Origin of the sequence: Vibrio sp. 10N.247.310.23, assembly GCF_041467155.1 — a bacterium.
GTDB lineage: Bacteria > Pseudomonadota > Gammaproteobacteria > Enterobacterales > Vibrionaceae > Vibrio > Vibrio crassostreae_C.
This window is the reverse complement of record NZ_JBFSTZ010000008.1, coordinates 87,052-112,421: the sequence shown is the minus strand read 5'-3', so window position 1 is coordinate 112,421 and position 25,370 is coordinate 87,052. Positions and strand designations below refer to the sequence as shown.

General features: G+C 46.0%; 1 protein-coding gene. It reads right to left on the bottom strand.

Going from position 1 to position 25,370, the window contains the following annotated elements:
* Positions 1-79: 79 nt before the first annotated feature.
* Positions 80-25,369 carry a retention module-containing protein gene (locus AB6D93_RS08355; protein ID WP_102332112.1) on the bottom strand — a complete coding sequence of 8,430 codons (25,290 nt, stop codon included), beginning with the start codon at positions 25,367-25,369 and terminating at the stop codon, positions 80-82.
* Position 25,370: the final 1 nt, after the last annotated feature.

Below are 25,370 nucleotides of genomic sequence, written 5' to 3'. Positions count from 1 at the left end.
GCTGGCCTCTTTCGTTATGGTTTAATGGTTCGCTTTTAGTTTAATCGTTAGATTCTAATAGCTAGCCTCCAATTTAGCGTTAACCGTGAGTGATGACATTTTGTTGCACTAACGCATCCAAAATATCCGAAGGCATGGTGCTACTTAAGGTTAGCTGTGGCGCAAGGTCTTCAACCACAATCACCTGTTCCGTAGTACCTAAGCCATCCGGGTTGATCGTAAGCTCAATATCATCCCCGTCCACTTTCGCGTCTATCTGTTTTAGCAACGCGGTCATGTCTGGAGATGTATTTTTAAGCTCCGGCAACACTTCTCTCAAGTCAATGCTGTCCCCTTCCGATAAATCAAAGTCGGTAATCGTATCTTCAACACCATCTTCGATGTTAAGCCATACGAACGAGTCCATACCATCACCACCAGTCAGAATGTCTGAGCCTCCGCCGCCAATCAGGGTGTCGTTACCGTCACCGCCAACAAGCGTATCGTCACCTGCGCCACCTTCAAGTCGATCATTCCCTGAACCACCCGTTAAGTCAGTCGCATTAGCACCAGCCAGTAACTGAACATCATCGGTTTCCGAAGCCAAGTTAATATCAACTGCGTTAGACACAATGTTCAAGTTAAGGTCAATCGATGCAGAGGTTGCTGTATCGTTGTTGTCAGTCTCTTCAGAAACCGCCTCGACTTTCAGTGTGTAGTTACCTGGAGTTTGAGAAAGCCCAACCGCTTGCAAGCTTTCAATTGCATCTGCCGTTGCTACCCAAACACCACCGCCAAGATCCGTCACAGAACCCGCAGCACTGGTGATTTGAGCGCCAGCAGGTACATCACTGATATGCAGCGTTAGCTCTTCTGTAATGTCCGTTAAGGCTGCGATAATCCCAACTAAAGGAATGCCACTCGCACTCACAGACTGACTCGCAGTAATGTTTCTCACGTAGTTAGTCGCACTATCGATAGACAGGGTTGGTGCATTCGCCACTGGCGTCACCGCGATGTTGTAAACCACAGGTGCTGTCTCTATCGCAATACCTGAAGGGTTGCCGCTGTCTTTGGCAACAACTTCTAATCCAATGCTATTGGTTGGAGACAGGCTCGCATCAAGGAAAACACCATTTGGACTGGTTGGCGTATCAATCAACGCATTCAGGTCACTCAATGTCCCCACTAAGATGACTGAACCCGTGTTGTTGCCGTTAACAACAACCGTCGTCACTGCTGGAAGTGATACATTCAATGTACCGTAATCCACCGTCAGCGTGACGGTCATCAGATCATCAGAAAATGTATCTACATAATCAGGGTCACTGACATTGATACCACTCAACAGTTGACCAGCATCCTCGTCAATAACCGTAGTGACACTGTCACCATTAACGACCGGTGTATCGTTCACTCCATCGACAATCGCGGTGATCTCCGCTGTATCCGTTAGGAAGTCATTAGCGCCGTTGGTTGTACCATCATCCTCTACGGTATAGGTAAACTTAACGTTGCCGTTGTATTCATCAGCTGCCGTAAATACCCAGTATGGGCCAGTGATCGTAGCATCATCAGCACCACCTACGTTCTCGAAGCGTTGTAGTTGACCTTGGCCTTCATCGAGCGCCAGATTAGTCACGGTAATCGTGTCGTTTTCCGGATCGCTCGTCGCAGCAATTAAATCGCCCTCTTTGATGATCAACTGACCTTCTTCAAGGATGTTGCCTAAGTCGATGTCCGTTGCTACAGGAGCGTCATTCACTTCCGTTACTTCAAGACTAATTTCAGCACTGTCGGTTAGGAAGTCATCCGCGCCATTAGTTGTACCGTCATCAGTAATTGAGTAATTGAATTTAACGTCACCGTTAAAGTCGTTGTCCGCTACAAATAGCCAGAATGGTCCGGTAATCGCCGCGTCATCGGCGCCACCTGCATTTTCAAAGCGGGTTAGTTGGCCTTGTCCCTGAGTCAGAGTTACACCAGTTACTGTTAAGTTGTGGTTTTCTGGGTCAGAGCTTGCTGCAATTAAATCCCCTTCAACAATGACGATTTGACCATCTTCTGCAATCGAACCTAAATCAACGTCTGTCGCGACAGGTGCATCATTCACTTCCGTTACGATGAGGCTAATTTCAGCGCTATCGGTCAAGAAATCATCCACACCATTGGTTGTGCCATCATCGATAATGGAATAGTTGAATTTCACATCACCGTTGAAATCATTATCTGCAACGAACAGCCAGAATGGTCCGGTAATCGCCGCGTTATCGGCGCCACCTGCGTTTTCAAAGCGCGTTAATTGGCCTTGTCCTTGAGTCAGGGTTACACCCGTAACCGTCAGGTTATGGTTTTCAATGTCAGAACTTACTGAAATCAAGTCTCCTTCCACAATCACTATTTGACCATCTTCAGCAATCGAACCTAAATCAACATCAGTTGCCACAGGAGCGTCATTCACTTCCGTTACTTTAATGGTGAAAGTAGTTTGGTTGGTCTGTGCTGTATTCGGATCACCCGCATCAATCAAGCCATTATTACCGCCGTCATCGAGTGTTGCATTAATCGTGACTAAACCACTCTGGTTGAGATAGTTCTGGTCTGGGTCTGGTTTGAAAGTCACGGCTCCATTAGTCAATGCGGTATTGATGTCGGCTTCTTTACCGGTAATCACCAATGAGCCACCAGGTTGCAATACAAACGTCACGTCAGGTGAGCTCGTAAACTCAAACACACCTTGCGCTCCCGGAAGTGTTTGATCGACTTGCAACGTAAGAACATACGGAGCGTCTGGATTATCAAAGTTAGCATCAACGTCGTAGATACTAAAGTTGTCGATAGCAACACTAATGTCTTCCGATGTTTCAATATTCGTTACGTTCACAAAGATCGGTTGATCGTTAATAGGATCAATCACCAGATCAACATCGAAGCTGGTTGGCGTCCCCAAATATTCGGTGTTATCAGCGTCAGTATCCACAGAGCGAACGGTAATCTGCAGCGGGCCATTAATGCCTAATACATTACCCGTATCGCTATTGTGTTCACCTGAATTGAATACGATCTTATCGAGCGACTGTGCAGGAACATCAAGTGTCCAAAGCTGCGTAACTGGATCATAACTAGCCAAGGTTGTGCCGTCTGGATAATAGATAGAGGCATCTTGAGGAACGCCCGCAACTTCTACTCGAAGTGTCTCTGGTGCATTCTCGGTATAAGTGCCGTTGCCCGTTGCAGATAGCTCTTTATCCAAAATCGTCGCATTGATTTCGATATCAATGTTTTGACCTTCGTTACCTGTCACAGAATCTGTTGGATTAGTATCAACATCATCACCCACAGGTACCACATGCAGCTTAAAGCTTGGCAGATTTGATGCTGCAGTAGGCACACCCAACAAAGATTCTTGAGTAAATACGGCAACACCAAATTCAGCCGTACCACTGAAGTCCTTAGGCGGTAAAATCGAAATCTCACTCAAGTCGAACGATAACCCTGATGCTTGAGGTAGTTGAACACTCCACTCACCACCACCATTATTCTTCACCGTGTATGCCGAACCAGCATCTGCACGCATCTGGAAGCCATCAGGTACATCTGTAAACTTAATCGACACAAACTGTTCTGAGCCATCAAGGTCAGTCAGTGCAATCGATACAGGCCCTGTGCCCGACAAAGAAATCAGCTGGTCCTCAGTACCCGTAATCTCGATAACATCAGGATCGCTACCCGGGCCAGTGACAGACACGTCATCCACCACAGGAACGACTTCAAAACTGACATTGGTAGAGAAAGTATCGGTATCAGTCGCGCTGCCAGTTGGCGAAGCTGCATCATTGTATGTAGCAGTATCGGTAATCGTCCCGCTGACATTCACTTGCACCTGATTTACGTCATTATCTGTTGGGTAATTTAACGCCGGTCGGAATAGGACATTATCCAACGCGCCTGCATTAATCTCAGCTTCATTAAAGGTCACCGATGTGCCAAGCGATACCCCTGCGCTGGTATAGAAAGCCCCAACACTCGTGTCATTTAACGTCAGTGTGATAGAGGTGAATTTTTCGTCACCACCTTCAACTCCGCTTACTTGGTCATCAATGGTCGAGCTGAAATCAAGTTGGATATAGGTATCTTCGTAGCCGACTGGATCTTGCCCTGCTTGACCGTCGGTATCGACAGGGTTAAACGAATCGTCAAGCGAACCAACGACAGTAACGTCAATATCTGGGTTACCTTCAACATCAGGAGCAACTTTAATGACTACTTCTGTCACTAGAGTTTTCTCATCCCCCGACAATACGTCTTTAGTTACTATCGTCAACGGCAACCTAAAGTCGCCGGAGTAGTCGGCTGGTAAGTTAAGCAGTAGTCCAGAGAGGTCGGTCGAGACCCCTTGATCGACGGTAGTCTGGAATACATATTTGCCATTAACAAAGTCTAGGTCGCTGCTTCCCGATAAACTAATTGGGAAGGTGACTTCGTTCACCGCTCCTGGATTAATGGTCACACTGTCATCAATAATGATGGTCACTTGATCAGTTGAGTCATCTTCGCCCGAGAAAGTAATTAAACCATTCAATGCCGTACCTAGATCTAACTGGGTGTCCTCAATCGCATCAACAACACTGTCTGGTGTTATATCAATATCGGCTGCAACCTTAGTACTCCCAGCCACCACTTGAGGGAATGACAGAGTGACTTCTCCGTCCCTACGAGCGGCCGTAGATGACTCAACCTCAGCACCATCACCTCGGTCTATTACCGTGCTAAAGATATCCATCTTGATGTCATTGAACCCTCCTGCCCCGCTGTTTCCTGAAGGAAGAACAAGGCCGTTTGATGCACTGATGCTAAATATGTCTTCATTCGTTACAACCCAGCGCCCATTGCCTTCATAAGCAGCGCCAATAACGAGCAGTTGATTGAGTACAGCATCTGATAGCTCCGAACCGTCCACGTTTGTTAATTCAATAACTAACTGGTCAACTTCTTCGATAGCGGACGAAGCATCTGTTTCTTGATATCGAATGACGAACTCATCCGTAACCGATGTATTATCGCTGTTGGTTGTGAACTTAAGCACGCCAGTGTTTGCATCAGCAACTACGGTTGCTAGTGCTCCAGTACCCAGCACATCATCGACGATAAGCTTGTTGCTAGCGTCTTTCGGCTCAACGACTGGACGTACGATAACATCAATCGAGCCCGTGATTGTCGCGGTAGCGATGCCCTGACCAGGATCAGTCGCATCAACATACTCATGATCTCGCTCTTCGATCATGACAACCGTATTAAGCGTAAAGTCGGTGCTCGAGTCTTGTTCAGGTGTGATCTGAATAAAATTATTGTTCAGTGCAATTTGAGTAAACTCTTCTGCCGTCTGTCCACTCTTCGGCGTAATGGTTAAAGTGCCTGCTGAAGCATCGTAAACCCAAGTTACATCGCCATTAACCACAACACTTTCAACATCTGTCGGAATGGCACTGATCACAATAGAAGTGAAATGCTCATCATCATCAATATAATCAGTACCCTCTGGGTGCCAATCAATACTGATCGCCGTATCTTCATCGCCATTAGTGACTGTGCTGTACGTCGCTGAGGTATCGATTCTAGGTTCGACCAACACTCGCACTTCTTGGTCAAACGTAAGCGTATGACCGTCATTCTCAGTCACGATCACTTTACCCTGAATGTGAATGTTCTCTGTTGAAGAATCGACAGGTCTGATGCGGATTCCTGAGGTTTTAACTGCGTCAGTGATGTTCGCTTCGTAGATAGGTTTAGAAAGATCGGGGCTACCACCCGGACCGGTTTCGTAACCGACAAAGTTAAGGTCAATAATGGTACCGTCACCGTCTTCCAGAATAACGCCATCAGGAATACCCGAGAGGATAACGGTTATGGATTCTGAACCATCGTCAGGTAATGGGGTTTGATCTACTGCTGCAGGATCAGGTCTTCTCTCTCCCGACAACACGGTGAAATCAAGCTCGGCGTAGCTGTCTCCATTCTGGCTCTCTTGGATCGTGGTTTGAACACCAGGTGTTGTGCCATCGGTGATTGCTGTCCAAGCCGAACCGTTTGTACCGCCATAAGGAATATCTGCAACCCCTTTAACCTCAACGTTAACCGTTTTAGTTCCTAGGATTTCTTCATCAACTTGTGCACCAGTAGAGAGGTTCGCAGTGTCTTTAACCACACCGGTTACATCAAAAGTAAAATCGACATTGCTGTGTTTAGTCGGAACAATCTCTACGTTGGCGAGATCGGAATACGCCACTTCCTGATAATCAATACCGTTAATGGTGATTGTAGGAACTGGGGTCGTAGTTCCAAGGAAATAAAGCACCGCCCCTTCGGTAATATTACTGATACGAACAAATAGCTCTTCTGAACCATCAGTGTCCACTGAGCCGTTCATTGTGATGACTTCGTCTAGCGTGAAGGCATCTTTGTTGTCCAGAGGACCTAGGTAGTCTGGGTCATCAATATTGTCTTCGTTAATACGAATCCTGTTAACACTGAATGAACCAGGATCCGCGTCGGCAGTCACATCAATGATAATATTTTGCTCAACAGAGCGAGCGGTCGTTTTGTCTAACCCGCCGTTCGCTGAGTCATCGTATGGGTTAAGCGTCTCTTCCGTAATTGCCGTCGCTTTGAACTCAATTTGTCCAGAGAAGTTGTCGATTGGGTTAACGACTGTGCTATTGATATCAGCAGATGCGATGATATAAACACCATTAACAGGCGTTAACACATTGCCATTTTGATCAAGTAACTCAAACTTCCCATCACCCTGAATCGCTTCAAGTTCATAGGTAATCGTCTCAGTATTACTGTTATCTTGCGATTCAGCATTCAGCTGCAACGTAACATTGTCTTCATCTTCATTCACTTGATACTGATAAGTACTGTTGGCGTCATCCCACGTTGCAATATCCGCTACCGCTTCAATCTCGATTCTGAAGTTTGAGTTAACGGTGTGATCCGTATTGCCATTTTTCTCAATTTCTAGCTCATAACGAACGCGCCCACCAGTTTCATCCGAACTAGCGTGTTGGTCCGGAACAAAGAACAAGTTGTCTATCGTCGCAATAGTTTGTCTTGGCTCATTCGGATTTGGAGCAAAGCTTTGTTCGAGTTGAGGAGGACCAAATATAATGCTCCCATTTGACTCAGGCACTAATTCAATGTAGTCAGCACCATCAAAGTAATAAAAAGTACCTTGATGACTATCACCTCCGTTCGGGCTTTTAATCGTCAACTGGCCAATAGATTCAGCGTTATCTTGGTCATACAGACTAACTTGCAGCGCAACTTGAGCTGGCGCATTAGGCAAACCATTTTGGTTATCTTGAATATTCTCAAGAGCCGGCTCATCGCCTGTTGCATAAGGTATGGTTGAGTCTCTACCCGCATCCTCGAAGGTCGTCACTTTCAGAGCGATTCTTGTAGAGTCCCTATCAGTAATCGTTATATCTAACGGTGTTTCAGAGGTATCTAAATCGCCATCCGTCGCAATCACATTAATCGAAAAATCGATGGTGTCTAGGCCGTCATGATCGAGATAGCCGTTAGCTCTAAATTCAACCTCGCCATTTGAGTTGATACGCAAACGCCCTAGCTCACGGGTGTCCACGCCACCACTACCATCGTCGGTTTGTTCGTACACTCGTACTTGTTGACTACCGCTATTTAAATCGAAACTGCTGCTGTACGGCCCGCTGTTTCCTGTACGGAAAACAATATCTGCACCATTACTGGTAATGCCCTCAATTCGACTCAGTACCGCGCCATCCGCGCCGACATCCGTCGCATTAGCAAACATGTCAACTTTGGAATTACCATAGCCCTGGCCTTCAATTCGTGTGATCGATTGAGTTGTCACCAATGGAACATCATCAGTCACCGTGATTTTCAAATCGATCGCGTTTGATTGGTCTTGATCAAAATCTTCTGCAACAACAGAAAAGTTAAGGTCAATTGCGTTTTCATTCGCGCCATCAGGGTGCTTAAGTGGTTTAAACAATTCAAACTGATAGCTGTTATCCGAGGTATCGAAAATAATCTCAAACACAGCTTCATTACTCGTTGCAGTTTGAGCAACGTAAGTAAATGTTGTGCCGCTTTGTGAAACAGCAAGCCACTCTAAACTTTCTCCGTTGGAGGTTAAGCCAGTCAGAACCAAATCTTCATCAACCAGTTCATACTTCACAACACCATCCGCGCCTTCATCGACAGTGAACAGGCCATTAATAATGGTGTCTTCAGATTGATCGGAACCAATACCAGTAAGATCGTCTTCATCGACAACCGTTTCACCCGTCGGCGCACTCATTACTGGCGCATCGTCTAGCACCTCGATTGGCAATACATATTGGTTAGAATCATCGCCGTCACCATCAACCGCAACGACATCAAATGGAATCGTTAAGGTATTGGAATTCGGGCTTGTTGGATGGTTTAGAGGACCTAGCAACGTAAACGTATAAGAGCCGTCATTCGCTAGCGCGAGCGTGAAGATAGGAGTTCCACTTGTCGTCGTACCTTGATAGGTCGTTGTGTTGGCGGCACCTGTGACTTCTGTAATAGAAATCGCTTCAGTTCCAGAGGTCAATGTCGCTTCAAGCGCAGAGATATTACGCAGTTCGTAAACCTCTACTTGGTCTGCACCTTCTGTGGTAACAAATGCACCTGTTGCTTGAGAAATCGCAGAGCCGAGATCATCTTCATCAACCACAAATGTGCTGGTCGCTGTCGTATCGGTAATGACAGGCACATCATCGGTGATAGTAACGGTCAAAGGTTTCATCACAGAGTCGGTATTGTCTTGGTCGACCGCGATCACTGGCAGAGTGAATACTTGATCGTTGTTGCCTTGCACAGGCAGATGATCGAGCTCTTCCAACAAAGTGAAGGTGTATTCGCCTAGCACTACACTATTAAAAGTGATGGTAAAGATATCCGTTTGAACACCCCCACTCTCAACGAAACCAATATAGGTTCCGCTGTTGGCTGGATCTTCTTTAAGCTGAACCACTAGGCCATCCGATTTCAAATCACCAGACGTGTTGAACTGAGTGGTATCAATACGGAAATAGCTCACATCATCACTTCCCGCTGTGAAAGCAATGGTTTCAGTTTGGCTCACAGGTAAGCTCGGAGATGAACCATCCACGAGATTCGCTTCTTCCAATGCAACCGTTGGTACAGTATCAATTACCGGTGGAGCACCATCTGAAATCGTCAATGTCACGGTCGAAGTAACAATATCACCGTCTTTATCTTCTGATGTCACGGTAATCGTCTTAACGATATCACCACCAGAATGATTCAGGTTTCGATTAGACTCAAAGCGCACATCACCTTCAAGCGTGATAAACAACGAACCTTCCGTAAATACAAACTCTTGCTCACCAGTGTTGGTTTGCACCAGAGACTCTTCAGGCTGACTACCATAAGTAAATTTGGTTATGGTGGCGCCATCAGCACTTTGCGCAGGCATCACATCAAATGTCGTTGTGGTAGGTGTGCCCGTGCTTGGTTCAGTGATGCTAAGCGCACCAGACTTCATTAACTGGACATCATCGGTGATGGTTACTGAAAGCGGTTTAGACGCTGAAATATCGCCATCGGTGTCTTGCGCGTAAACAGAAAGATCAAAACTCAGATCGTTGCTTCCTAAGCCATCAACGTGATCCAAACGCTCAAGCAGCGTAAAGGTATACTGGCTAGGATTAGTATCATCAAAATCTAGGGTGAATATGATTTTCTCACCACCCGAGCCATCCGTCGTAAACGCAATGTAGTCGCCAGAACCCGCAGGCTCCTCACGTAAACTCAATTCAAGGCCATCAGACTTCAACACGCCGTTGGTATTGAACAGCCCAGCTTCAACGACTATTTTTCCAATGTCATCACTGCTCGCTAGCGAGGTGATAGTCTGAGTCACACTGACAGGCGTTCCGCTAGGTGTCGAACCATCCGCAAGTAAGCTTTCCGACAAGCTGACACTTGGCACAACGTTGATTGTTGGTCCATCGCCATCAACAATCGTAAGCGTGACTGTTGATGAAAAGGTATCTTTATCAAAGTCAGAAGACGTAAACACAATCGACTTAACAATGTCGCCCGCAGAATGATCTAGATTTCGGTTTGGTTCGAACCTTACATCACCGCTTAGCGTGACAAACAATGAGCCTTCAGTGAAGGTAAACTCTTGCTCGCCATTGTTAGTTTGATCCAAGGTGATCGCTGAACCGCCACCAAAAGTAAACTGAGTAATGGTCGCCCCATCAGCACTTGGTGTAGGCATTACATCAACAGTAGCAGTGGTTGGTGTGCCAGTATTTGGCTCTGTGATGCTTAACGTGCCATCTTGCATCTGTTGAATGTCATCTTGTATCGTTACCATGACATCGCGTTTAACCGAATCATCACCATCGGTATCAACGGCGTAAACAGGCAGGTTGAAGTTGAGGCTGTTATTAAGATCACCATCAAGGTGATCTAACGCCTCAATCAAAGTGAAGGTGAACTGCCCTTTATTAACGCTATCAAAATCAATGGTGAATACATTAGTTACGTTACCGGCCCCGTCATCAGTAAACCCGATGTAGTCGCCAGGTGAAGCAGGATCTTCTTTTAACTGAACAACAAGACCATTTGATTTGAGTAGGTCGCCAGGATTGAACTCGTTGGTTGCAATTCTAAAGTGGCTTAAATCATCACTACCCACGGTATAAGTGATCGTTTGTGTCGAGCTAACCGCTGAACCACTCGGCATAGAGCCATCAGCAAGACCAACTTCCGATAGGTTAATATCTGGCACTACATCGATAACCGGATCAATTCCGTCTTTGATCGTCAACGTGACATCCGCGGTATCGGTATCGTTATCAAAATCACTGGTCGTCACGACTATCGTTCTCACGATATCGCCAGATGAATGGTCTAGATTTCTACTTGGTTCAAAGCGCACCTCACCTTCAATCGTGATGTACAGTAAGCCATCGGTTACGGTAAAAACTTGTTCTGTAGACACAGTTGGGTCTAACGTAACAGCCGTGCCACCATCGTAGATAAACTGAGTCACTTTCGCGCCATCAGCACTCTGTGTCGGCATAACGTCGATTGTTGGCGTGGTTGGCGTACCTGCTGCTATATCAGCAAGTGAAGGCTCAGTGATACTTAACGCCCCATCTTGAACGCCTTGTACATCATCGGTGATCACCACGGTCATTGGCGACATTGCAGAATCATCACCATCGGTATCAACCGCTAAAACAGGGACATCGAAACTTAGAGTATTGTTTTGTAATCCATCTGTATGGTCTAACGCTTCAAGCAGTGTGAACGTATATTGCCCTAGATTGGTTGTCGAGAAACTGATCGTGAAGACGTTGGTTTCGACGTTAGAACCGTCCTTGACGAAGCCAATGTAATTACCAGAATTCGCTGGCTGCTCTTTAATCTCAACCTCTAATCCATTCGACTTCAAAGCCCCCGAAGTATTGAACTGAGCAGGGTCAATTCTGAAATAACTAACATCGTCACTACCCTCTGAGTAGGTAATAACTTGAGTCATCGCCACTGGATTGCCGGTTGGCGAAGAACCATCAGCGAGATCCACTTCTGAGAGCGTAATTCCAGGGACCAAATCGATCGTTGGAAGATCACCATCGGTAATCTTCAATGTCACGGTAGATGAGACGATATCACCATCAAGGTCAGTAGATGTAACAACAATCGTCTTAGTAATATCACCACTCGTGTGATCTTGATTTCGCACAGGCTCGAATCGTATCTCACCTCCTGTGGTAATAAATACAGAACCTTCAGTGAACACAAACTCTTGCTCGCCATTCACATTGAGATCAAGGCTTTCTGCACTGTTTCCATCAAACACAAATGAAGTGATTTTTGCTCCATCTGCGCTCTGATTTGGCATCACGTCCAGAGTATTCGATGTTTCGACGACTCCAGCAGGCTCACGACTGGTTATTGTGCCGCCTTGCATCAACTGCACATCATCACCAATAGTCACGCCAAGCTGAGAGACTAACGAATCGTCGCCGTCACTATCCACCGCATACACAGGCAGATCAAAACTCAGGTCGTTGTTGCCACGTGCATCTTGATGATCCAAGGCTTCGATTAAGGTAAAGGTGTATTCACCTAAGGTTGTCCCAGAAAAACTCAACGTAAATACTGTGGTTACCGCATTCGACGAGCTGGTTGTAAATCCGATGTAGTTGCCCGACCCTTGCGGATCTTCACGTAATTCAACAGCTAAACCATTCGATGTGAGTGCATCATTGGTATTGAACTCTGTTGGTTCAAGGCGGAAGCGGACCACATCATCACTTTGATTAGTGAAGGTGATGGTTTCGGTTTGACTTACCGCACTGCCACTTGGGGCCGAACCATCCGTCAGGTTCGTTTCAGATAAGCTAACCGTTGGAATAACATCAATGGTTGGAATATCACCATCGGTGATCGTTAACGTAACGGTTGACGTGACTGAGTCTTTGTCGAAATCGCTTGAGGTCACCACTATCGACTTAACAATATCGCCGGCCGTATGGTCAAGATCTCGATTAGGCTCAAAGCGAACTTCACCTTCGAGGGTAATGTACAGTTTGCCTTCTGCGAAGATAAACTGCTGTTCGCCTGCAATATTTTGATCGAGGGTGTTTACGACGCCATCATAAGTGAACTGAGTGATGGTCGCGCCGTCAGCACTTTGGTTTGGCATTACATCAAAAGTAGCCGTGGTCGGTGTACCAGCCGCTAAATCAGCGACGGTCGGCTCGGTAATATTGAGCGCACCACCTTGCATGATTTGAACATCATCATCAATCGTTACATTAAGCTGCGATACCAGTGAATCATCACCATCACTGTCTACCGCATAAACAGGCAGATCAAAGCTCAGATCATTGTTCGCTAGGCCAGCAACATGGTCTAGCGCTTCAAGTAGAGTGAAAGTGTATTCACCTAACGTGGCTGAAGAGAAGCTAATGGTAAACACGGGGACTTCAGCGCTCGAACCGTTGGTAATAAAGCCTATGTAAGTGCTCGGATTAGCAGAATCTTCTTTTATCTCGACCGCAAACCCATTCGATTTCAGTACACCACCGACATTAAACTCAGTTGGTTCAATGCGGAAACTCGTCACATCATCACTTTGGTTAGTGAAAGTAATCGTCTCGGTTTGACTTACTGCGCTGCCGCTCGGGCTAGAGCCATCGCTAAGGTTAGTTTCAGATAGAGTAACGCTTGGCACGGCATCGATGGTTGGGATATCACCATCGGTAATCGTCAGTGTGACCGTTGACGTCACCACATCGTTATCTAAATCACTTGAGGTCACCACAATCGATTTGACGATGTCTTCGCTAACCGTGTGGTCTAGATTGCGGTTTGGTTCGAAGCGTACTTCACCTTCAAGTGTGATAAACAGAGAGCCTTCAGTGAAGATAAACTCTTGCTCGCCGATATCCGTTTGGTCAAGTGTTAGTGGAGTCCCACCATCATAAGTGAACTCAGTAATGGTCGCACCATCAGCACTCTGCTCTGGCATCACATCAATGGTAGTTGTGGTCACCACCCCTACGCCCAGATCAGCGACGGTTGGCTCTTCGATATTCAGGATGCCATTGCTCATGCCTTGAACATCATCTTCGATGGTCACAGTCAGTGACGACATCACTGAGTCATCACCGTCACTGTCTACCGCATAAACAGGCAGGTCAAAGCTCAAACTGTTATTCACCAGACCATCTTCGTGGTCAAGCGCTTCAAGTAACGTAAAGGTGTATTGACCTAAATTGGTATCCGAGAAGCTAATAGTAAAGACGTTAGCTTCAACATCCGACGCGTCTTTAACAAAACCGATGTAATCGCCAGCACTGTTAGGATCTTCTTTTAGCTGAACCGCCAAGTTGTTTGACGTTAACGTACCTAGAGTATTGAACTCTGTTGGCTCGATACGGAACGACTCAACATCGTCACTCTCATGAGTAAACTGAATGACTTTGGTGTCACTGACCGCAGAATTCGACGGATCAGAGCCATCGGCTAGATTCGTTTCAGATAGTGAAATTGGTGGAATGACATCTATGGTTGGGACATCGCCGTCCGTAATCGTAAGCGTCACTGTCGAGGTAAGAACGTCATCATCGCCATCGCTTGACGTCACCACGATGCTCTTAACGATATCTCCAGCCGAGTGGTCTAAATCGCGGTTCGGCTCAAAGCGCACTTCCCCTTGAGTCGTAATAAACAGTGAGCCTTCCGTGAAAGTAAACTCTTGCTCGGTCGCATCATTCGGATCTAGAGAGTAAGCGGTGCCGTCATAGGTAAATTGAGTCACGCTCGCGCCATCAGCACTTGCGGATGTTAATACATCGAAAACGGATGTCGTTGGCGTACCTACAGCTAAGTCAGCCACAGTAGGCTCTTCAATTGTCAGTTCGCCACTTGCCATAACTTGAACATCATCAGTAATCATCACCGATAGTGGTGACATTAACGAATCATCACCGTCGCTATCGACAGCGTAAACAGGCAAGTTGAATGTTAGATCGTTATTGCCTTGAATCGGTGTGTGGTCAATCGCTTCCAGAAGCGTGAAGGTATACTCACCCAAAGTGGTACTGCTGAAATCGAGTGTAAATACCGTGGTTTCGACATTCGAAATATCAGTCGTGAAACCAATGTAATTACCTGAACCTGTTGGCTCTTCTCGAATCTCAATGATCAAGCCATCGGACTTGAGCGCATTGTTAGTATTAAACTCATTTGGCTCTAAACGGAATTTCTCAACGTCATCACTTTGATTAGTGAAAGTGATGGTTTCTGTTTGGCTCACAGCACCAACGATTGGAGAAGAGCCATCTGCTAAATCTGTTTCAGCAAGCGCGATGCTTGGCACCGATTCAATCGTTGGGATATCACCATCAATAATCGTCAGTGTGACAGTGGCCGTTTCAACATCGATATCGCCATCGCTTGACGTAAAGACGAGAGATTTAACGATATCGCCATCTTCGTGGTCTAAATCACGGTTTGGCTCAAAGCGCACGTGACCTTCGATGGTGACGAACACATCACCCTCAGTGAACGTAAATTTCTGCTCACCTGTGATTGTTGGATCTAGAGTTTGAGCGGTACCACCGTCATAAGTGAACTGGGTAATCACTGCGCCATCGGCACTTTGCGCCGTCATTACATCAATGGTGTTGGTTGTGATTGTTCCGTCTGCAAGATTTGGCTCAGTGATATCTAACGTACCGTCTTGCATGATTTGAACATCATCACCAATGGTCACATTGAGTTGAGACACCAGTGAATCATCGCCATCACTGTCTACCGCATAAACAGGAAGATCAAAACTCAGATCGTTCTTATCTAGGCCATCTGCATGGTCTAGCGCTTCAAGTAAGGTGAAGGTGTATTCGCCCAACGTACTTGTAGAGAAAGCAATCGTGAATACAGGAACTTCAGTATTCGAACCATCGGTAATAAAACCGATATAAGTACCCGGATTAGCCGAATCTTCTTTTATCTCAACCGCAAATCCATTCGATTTCAGTGCACCGCCCACATTGAACTCTGTTGGCTCAATACGGAAACTCGCCACATCATCACTTTGATTGGTGAAGGTAATCGTCTCTGTTTGACTTACAGCACTGCCGCTTGGCGCTGAGCCGTCACTAAGATTAGTTTCAGACAGAGTAACGCTTGGCACTGCATCAATGGTTGGGATATCACCATCAGTAATAGTCAGAGTGACCGTTGACGTCAGTACATCGTTATCTAAATCGCTTGAAGTCACCACAATCGACTTCACGATGTCTTCGCTCGCTGTGTGGTTTAGATTGCGATTTGGCTCGAAACGCACTTCACCTTGCAAGGTGATGAACAGTGAACCTTCAGTAAATACAAACTTCTGTTCACCGGTGTCGTTTTGGTCGAGTGTTATTGCCGCCCCGCCATCGTAAGTAAACTGAGTGATTGTCGCGCCATCGGCACTTTGGCTAGGCATCACATCAACAGTGGCTGTCGTCGGAGTACCTGCAGCCAAATCAGCAACCGTTGGCTCAATAATATTAAGCACTTGGTTTTGCATGACCTGTACATCATCACCAATGGTCACATTCAGTTGAGACACCAGTGAATCATCACCATCGCTATCAACCGCATAAACAGGAAGATCAAAAGTCAGATCATTCTTCACTAAGCCATCTACATGATCCAACGCTTCAAGCAGGGTGAAGGTGTATTGACCTAAATTGGTATCCGAGAAGCTAATCGTAAACACGTTAGTTTCAACGTTCGAACCATCAGTCACAAAACCGATGTAGCCACCCGGTGTAGTTGGGTCAGCTTTCAGTTCGACCGCCAATCCGTTCGATTTCAGAGCACCACCAACATTAAAATCAGTCGGTTCAATACGGAAACTCGTCACGTCATCACTTTGGTTAGTAAAGGTAATGGTTTGAGTTGAACTTACCGCACTTGCATTCGGAGCAGATCCGTCGCTCAGATTCGTTTCTGACAGAGTAACGCTTGGCACCGTGTCAATCGTTGGGATATCGCCATCAGTAATGGTTAGCGTTACCGTTGAAGACACAAGATCGCTATCGGAATCACTTGAAGTTACGACTATCGACTTCACGATATCGCCACCAGTATGGTCAAGGTTACGACTTGGTTCGAAACGAATATCGCCTTGCAGAGTGATATATAATGCCCCATCAGCAACCACGAACTTCTGCTCACCTGTATCGTTTTGATCAAGCGTTAATACCGCCCCACCATCATAAGTGAACTGAGTAATGGTCGTGCCATCAGCACCTTCTTCATCAAGTACATTAACGGAAGCTGTCGTCGGAGTACCTGCTGCCAAATCTGCAACCGTTGGCTCTTCAATTGTGAGAGAGTCATTAACCATCACTTGAATATCATCAGTGATAGTTACAGCCAGTGGCGACATTAGCGAATCATCACCGTCGCTATCAACCGCGTAGACTGGCAAGTTGAATGTTAGATCGTTATTGCCTTGAACAGGCGTGTGGTCAATCGCTTCCAGAAGCGTGAAGGTGTACTCACCCAAAGTGGTACTGCTGAAATCGAGTGTAAACACAGTGGTTTCGACATTCGAAATATCGGTCGTGAAACCAATATAATTGCCGGATCCTGTTGGTTCCTCTCGAATCTCAATGATCAAGCCATCGGACTTGAGCGCGTTGTTAGTATTAAATTCACTTGGTTCTAAACGGAATTTCTCAACATCGTCACTTTGATTAGTGAAAGTGATGGTTTCCGTTTGACTAACCGCGCTGCCACTTGGCGATGAGCCATCAGTTAAATCAGCTTCTTCAAGTACAACGCTCGGTACCGAATCGATAGTCGGATTATCACCATCAGTAATGGTCAGCGTAATGGCTGAAGTCACCGGATCGTTATCGAAGTCGCTTGAAGTCACTACTATCGACTTCACGATATCTTCGCTAACGGAATGGTCTAGATCGCGATTAGGTTCAAAGCGCACTTCACCTTCAAGGGTGATAAACAACTCGCCTTCTGTGAAGCTGAACTGCTGTTCACCAGTGTCATTTTGATCAAGCGTTCTTAGCTGACCGTCATAAGTAAACTGAGTGATCGTCGCACCATCAGCACTTTGGTTTGGCATCACATCAATGGTGTTGGTTGTGATTGTGCCGTCTGCAAGATTTGGCTCGATAATATCTAACGTACCATCTTGCATGATTTGAACATCATCACCGATGGTCACATTCAGCTGAGACACCAGTGAATCGTCGCCGTCCGTATCAACCGCATAAACCGGCAGATCAAAACTCAGATCGTTCTTATCTAAACCATCCGCATGGTCTAACGCTTCAAGCAGAGTAAAGGTGTATTCACCCAACGTACTCGTAGAGAAAGCAATCGTGAATACAGGAACTTCAGTATTCGAGCCATCGGTAATAAAACCGATGTAAGTTCCCGGATTAGCCGAATCTTCTTTTATCTCAACGGCAAAGCCATTCGATTTCAGTGCTCCACCCACATTAAATTCAGTAGGTTCAATACGGAAACTCGCCACATCATCACTTTGATTGGTGAAGGTAATTATCTCGGTTTGACTGACTACACTGCCGCTTGGCGCAGAGCCATCGGCTAAATTAGTTTCAGACAAAGTAACACTTGGTACCTCATCAATCGTTGGGTTATCGCCATCAGTAATGGTCAGCGTCACTGTGGAAGTCAGTACGTCATTATCTGAATCGCTTGAGGTCACCACTATCGACTTCACGATATCTTCGCTAGCTGTGTGGGCTAGATTTCGGTTTGGTTCGAAGCGTACTTCACCTTCAAGAGTGATGAACAACTCGCCTTCAGTGAAGCTAAATTGCTGCTCACCATTGTCAGTTTGATCCAGAGTGCGAACTTGACCGTCATACGTAAACTGGGTGATCGTCGCGCAGTCAGCGCTTTGCTCTGGCATCACATCGATGGTGTTGGTTGTGATTGTGCCATCTGCAAGATTTGGCTCAGTGATATCTAACGTACCACCTTGCATGATTTGAACATCGTCACCAATGGTTACGTTAAGTTGAGAAACCAATGAATCATCGCCATCACTGTCGACGGCGTAGACTGGCAGATCAAAGCTCAGATCGTTATTTGCAAGGCTATCCGCATGATCCAACGCTTCAAGCAAGGTGAAGGTGTATTGACCTAAATTGGTATCCGAGAAGCTAATCGTGAACACGTTAGTTTCAACGTTCGAACCATCAGTCACAAAACCGATGTAGCCACCCGGTGTAGTTGGGTCAGCTTTTAGCTCAACTGCCAATCCGTTCGATTTCAGAGCACCACCAACATTGAACTCCGTTGGTTCAATACGGAAGCTTGTCACATCATCACTTTGAGTGGTGTAAGTAATAGTTTGAGTTGAACTCACCGCGCTGCCACTTGGTGCAGAGCCATCACTCAGATTTGTTTCCGACAAGTTCACAGTTGGAACATTATCAATGGTTGGGATATCACCATCGGTAATGGTCAACGTGACGGTTGAGGTCAACACATCGTTATCGGAGTCACTAGACGTCACCACGATCGATTTCACGATGTCTTCGTTCAGCGTGTGGTCTAGATTACGATTAGGCTCAAAGCGCACTTCACCTTGAAGCGTGATGAATAGTTCACCTTCTGTGAAGCTAAACTGCTGCTCGCCGTTATCATTTTGGTCAAGCGTTCGAAGTTGGCCATCATAAGTGAATTGCGTCACCGTTGCGCCATCAGCACTTTGACTTGGCATCACATCAATGGTGGTGGTTGTCACAATGCCATCGGCAAGATTTGGCTCGACGATATCTAACGTATCATCTTGCATGATTTGAACATCATCGCCGATAGTGACGCTTAACGGAGACATCAGTGAATCATCGCCATCACTGTCTACCGCATAAACAGGCAGTTCAAAACTGAGGTCGTTGTTGCCGCGGGCATCTTGGTGGTCCAACGCTTCGATGAGCGTGAACGTGTATTCACCTAATGACCCAGAATTAAAGCTTAATGTGAATACTGTAGTTTCTACGTTTGTGGCACTGGTCGTAAAACCAATGTAGTCACCCGACCCTGTCGGATCTTCACGTAACTCAACGGCTAAACCGTTCGATTTAAGATCGTCGTTAGTATTGAACTCCGTTGGCTCAATACGGAAACGAACCACATCATCACTTTGATTGGTAAAAGTAATAATTTGAGTCGAGCTTACCGCGCTGCCACTTGGAACAGAGCCATCGCTCAGGTTAGTTTCAGAAAGAGTAACGCTCGGAATAACGTCAATCGTAGGGTTATCACCATCCGTAATCGTCAGCGTTACGGTTGAAGTCAGAGCGTCATTATCAAAATCACTTGAAGTCACCACAATCGACTTCACGATGTCTTCGCTTACCGAGTGGTCTAAATTACGATTTGGTTCAAAGCGCACTTCACCTTCAAGGGTGATATAAAGCTTACCTTCCGTGAAGCTAAACTGCTGCTCACCAGTGTCATTCTGATCAAGTGTTCTTAGTTGACCGTCATAGGTGAACTGAGTGATCGTCGCGCCATCAGCACTCTGATTTGGCATCACATCAATGGTGTTGGTTGTGATTGTGCCATCAGCCAGATTTGGCTCGATGATATCTAACGTACCGTCTTGCATGATTTGGACATCATCACCGATGGTCACGTTTAGCTGAGACACCAATGAATCATCGCCGTCCGTATCGACCGCATAAACAGGCAGATCGAAGCTCAGATCGTTCTTATCTAAACCATCTACATGGTCTAACGCTTCAAGCAGAGTAAAGGTGTATTCACCCAATGAGCTCGTAGAGAAAGCAATCGTAAACACTGGGATTTCAGCGCCCGAACCGTTGGTAATAAAGCCAATGTAAGTACCCGGATTAGCCGAATCTTCTTTTATCTCGACCGCAAATCCATTCGATTTAAGTGCACCGCCCACATTGAACTCGGTTGGCTCAATACGGAAACTCGCAACATCATCACTTTGATTGGTGAAGGTAATCGTCTCTGTTTGGCTTACTGCACTGCCGCTTGGTGAAGAACCATCTGCAAGATTCGTTTCAGAGAAAGTGACACTTGGCACCGCATCAATGGTTGGGATATCACCGTCAGTAATGGTCAGAGTGACCGTTGACGTCACCACATCGTTATCTAAATCGCTTGAGGTCACCACTATCGACTTGACGATATCTTCGCTAACCGTGTGGTCTAGATTGCGATTTGGTTCGAAGCGTACTTCACCTTCAAGAGTGATGAACAACTCACCCTCTGTGAAGCTAAATTGCTGCTCACCTGTGTCCGTTTGATCCAGTGTTCGAACTTGACCGTCATACGTAAACTGAGTGATCGTCGCACCATCGGCACTTTGTTCTGGCATCACATCGATGGTATTGGTTGTCACTGTGCCGTCTGCAAGATTTGGTTCAGTGATATCTAACGTACCACCTTGCATGATTTGAACATCATCACCAATGGTCACGTTAAGTTGAGACACCAACGAGTCATCGCCATCGCTATCGACCGCGTAAACCGGTAAGTCGAAACTCAAATTATTATTTGCGAGGCCATCTACATGGTCTAGTGCTTCAAGTAAGGTGAAGGTGTATTGACCTAAATTGGTATCCGAGAAACTAATCGTGAACACATTGGTTTCAACATTCGAACCATCAGTAACATAACCGATGTAGCCGCCCGGTGTGGTTGGGTCAGCTTTCAGCTCGACAGCTAATCCGTTTGATGTGAGAGTGCCGCCAAAATTGAACTCAGTCGGTTCAATACGGAAGCTGGTCACATCATCACTTTGAGTGGTGTAAGTAATAGTTTGAGTTGAGCTAACCGCGCTACCGCTTGGTGCAGAGCCATCACTCAGATTGGTTTCCGACAAGTTCACAGTTGGCACATTATCAATGGTCGGAATATCACCATCGGTAATGGTCAGCGTGACGGTTGAGGTAAGCACATCGTTATCGGAGTCACTAGATGTCACCACGATTGATTTCACAATGTCTTCGTTCAGCGTGTGGTCGAGATTGCGGTTGGGCTCAAAGCGCACTTCGCCTTGAAGCGTGATGAATAGTTCGCCTTCAGTAAAACTGAATTGCTGTTCACCATTGTCATTCTGATCAAGGGTTCGTAGTTGACCGTCATAAGTAAACTGAGTGATCGTCGCGCCATCAGCACTCTGATTTGGCATCACATCAATGGTGTTAGTTGTTACCGTACCATCTGCAAGATTGGGCTCGACGATATCTAACGCAATATCTTGCATGATTTGAACATCATCACCGATAGTGACATTTAACGGAGACATCAGTGAATCATCGCCGTCACTGTCTACCGCATAAACAGGCAGATAAAAGCTGAGCTCGTTGTTACCACGGGCATCTTGATGGTCCAACGCTTCAATGAGTGTGAACGTGTATTCACCTAATATGGTGCTAGAAAAACTCAGCGTAAATACCGTGGTTTCGACATTCGTCGCACTAGTAGTAAAACCAATGTAGTCACCCGACCCTGTCGGCTCTTCACGTAACTCAACGGCTAAACCGTTCGATTTAAGATCATCGTTAGTATTGAATTCCGTTGGTTCAATTCGGAAACGAACCACATCATCACTTTGGTTGGTAAATGTGATGGTTTGAGTGGAGCTCACCGCGCTGCCACTAGGAGCGGAGCCATCAGTCAGATTTGTTTCAGAAAGGGTTACGCTTGGAATAACGTCAATCGTAGGGTTATCACCATCAGTAATCGTCAGCGTTACGGTAGAAGTCAGAGAATCGTTATCGAAGTCACTTGAAGTCACCACAATCGACTTCACGATGTCTTCGCTCGCAGAGTGGTCTAGGTTACGGTTTGGCTCGAAACGCATTTCACCTTCAAGGGTGATGAACAAGCGACCTTCTGCGAAGTTAAACTGCTGCTCGCCTGAAATACTTTGATCCAGTGTATTTACGACACCGTCATAATTGAACTGAGTGATGGTCGCGCCATCTGCACTTTGATCGGGCATCACGTCAATGGTGTTGGTTGTTACAGTGCCGTCAGCAAGATTTGGCTCGATGATATCTAACGTACCGTCTTGCATGATTTGAACGTCATCACCAATAGTCACATTAAGCTGAGACACCAATGAGTCATCGCCATCGCTGTCTACCGCATAAACAGGAAGCTCAAAGCTTAAATCGTTTTTATCTAGGCCATCCACATGGTCTAGCGCTTCAAGTAAGGTAAAGGTGTATTCACCTAACGTAGTAGCAGAGAAACTAATGGTGAATACTGGGATTTCAGAGCCAGAAGCGTTGGTAATAAAACCGATGTAAGTGCCCTGAATAGCAGAGTCTTCTTTTATCTCAACCGCAAACCCATTCGATTTCAGTGTCCCATCGACATTGAATTCAGTTGGTTCAATACGAAATTTAGCTACATCATCACTACCAGCAGTAAAGGTAATCGTCTCGGTAGCGCTGACCGCACTTCCACTTGGAGAGGAACCATCAGCAAGGTTGGCTTCTGAGAGAGTAACTGGCGGGATCAAATCAATGATTGGATCTTGACCGTCAGTGATACTTAGCTCAAGCGATGAAGTGTCAGTGTCTCCATCACCATCTTCAGCTAAAAACGAGAACTGTTTGACGAGAGTTTCACTGCTTGAGTGGTCGATATCACGAGCGACTTCAAAACTAAAATCGCCATTTAGTGAGATGGTTACAACACCCTCAGTAAAACTGAATGTTTGAACAGCATCTGGCAGCAAGCTCTGATCTAGTGAGTAATCAACACCATCATAGTTAAACGATTGAATTGTCGAGCCATCAGCGCCTTCGAAGTTGAATAGGTTATACGAAACAACGGTATCGCCGGCTAAAGTTGGTTCCGTGACTGACTCAACTTTATCAACTAGCTCAACAACATCATCTGTGACATTAACGAGAATCTCTGCGGCTTCTGGTGTACTCGAACCGCCAGATAGTGCAGAACGGTCGCCATCTGCATCAACAGCATAAATTGGCAATGCAAAAGTTAGCAGCGCGTCTTCAGCGCCTTGATGAGAAAGTTCTTCATAAAGATTAAACTCATAGTTGCCCAATGAAGGGCTATCAATTTTAACATCAAAGACCGTAATTCTCGTTCCATTGACCTCAACGTAACCTTCATAAGTTCTTACACCACCGATCTCACCAATCAGCTCAAGTAGCACAGCCTCACCATTTGAAACCAAGGTGCCACCCGTATTAAATTCCGTCGGCTCCAGTTCATAATGGTCGATGATGTCACTTTCAAAAATATCCGCGGTAATACTGCCGCTGCCAGACACTGCCGCCGTGCCCTCTTGTGAGCCGCCAACAATGCCCGCTTCATCAACGTCAATACTGTCAACATTAATGATAACCGGGCTATCGCCATCAGTAATGACAATGTTGATCGTATTGGTTACAACATCTTGGTCAAAATCGGTAATCGTGATCGGCAAAGCAAACGTCAGTGAATCGGTGCCCACTTGTTCTATCGGATTAGACTGCTCGAATTTATAGGTGCCGTCGGTATCAAGGGAGATAGAGAGAACAACCTCACCTCGACCTTGGATGGACAGAGTAATCGTTGTTCCATCATCAGAAAGTCTCGCAAGCGTGTTTTGATTATCACTGAGCAACCCATCAAACTGGTCCAGTGCACCAGCATCAAATACAGCTGATTGAAGATTATCACTACCAATATTGGAGAACGTTCCTTCAATTGCTGCACTGCTAGTTTCTACGTTACTGATATTCACACTTTCAGCAGACGGATCGCCCCCATCAACCACGGCAACTTGCGCATTAATTGGTGTTGCTAATGGGTTTCCGGCGGTGTCTTCACCTTGAATATCAAAAGTGATGTTAATTTGATCGCCTGTATAGGAAACCTGACCGCCACTAACAGACGTTACGTGATCAATTGGTTGAGAAATCGTTGTGGTCAATGAAAGCTCAGCGTTGTTTCCAACACTAACAACATCGATGTCGATGCGTAATACTTCATCGGTGCCTTGAACACCAATGATAGAGTTCGTCGCCGCATCATAAGTAAACGTAACGGGTTGACCACTTGAAGTAATATCACTGTTTAGCTCTGTGAGTAGCGAAGCGAGAGACAGTGCTTCTGGAACAAAAGAATCAGGGGAGAGCGCTAAACTACCAGCAATAATCGTTTCGGTAGTTGTAATAGATTGGGGGTAGGTATTGCCAGAAATGGAGCCTTCGGTGAGCACTTCACTGATTGATTGACCGCCCGATGAACGGGTTATTGTTCTGAACTCTTCTCGGTCTTCATCAACCGTTTGTTCTGCTAGACCTGCGGTCTCAAAAAATGTCGACGGATGAGTTTCGGTGTAGTTGTAGTCAATCGTCACAAAGCCAGCGTTTGCAGAACCTAATCCGCCCCCCGCAGCCGTTGCTTCTAAGATTTGGGTCGGATCGGCACCACCTAAAATGGCTTCTTGGATAGCAGCAAATTCATCATCATCAAAATCTCCTGCATCGGCTTGCTGTAAGTCAAAATTAACTTCTCCAGCGATAGGAGCATCAGCCCACACTAAGTCTTGATCAACACAGCCAACACAATTACTTGCCACCTCAGTGACACCGTTTGGATTACCTAATAACAGCTCTGCTTGGTTTGCAGTGATAACAATCTCGTTTTCACGAATAATATCGCCAACTGAAATTTTTCGTGCGCTTCCATCAGACTTAACCGCAATGACTTCTCCACTCACTGCCTCTACAACTGCAGCTTGGCGCGAAACTTCAATACCCATA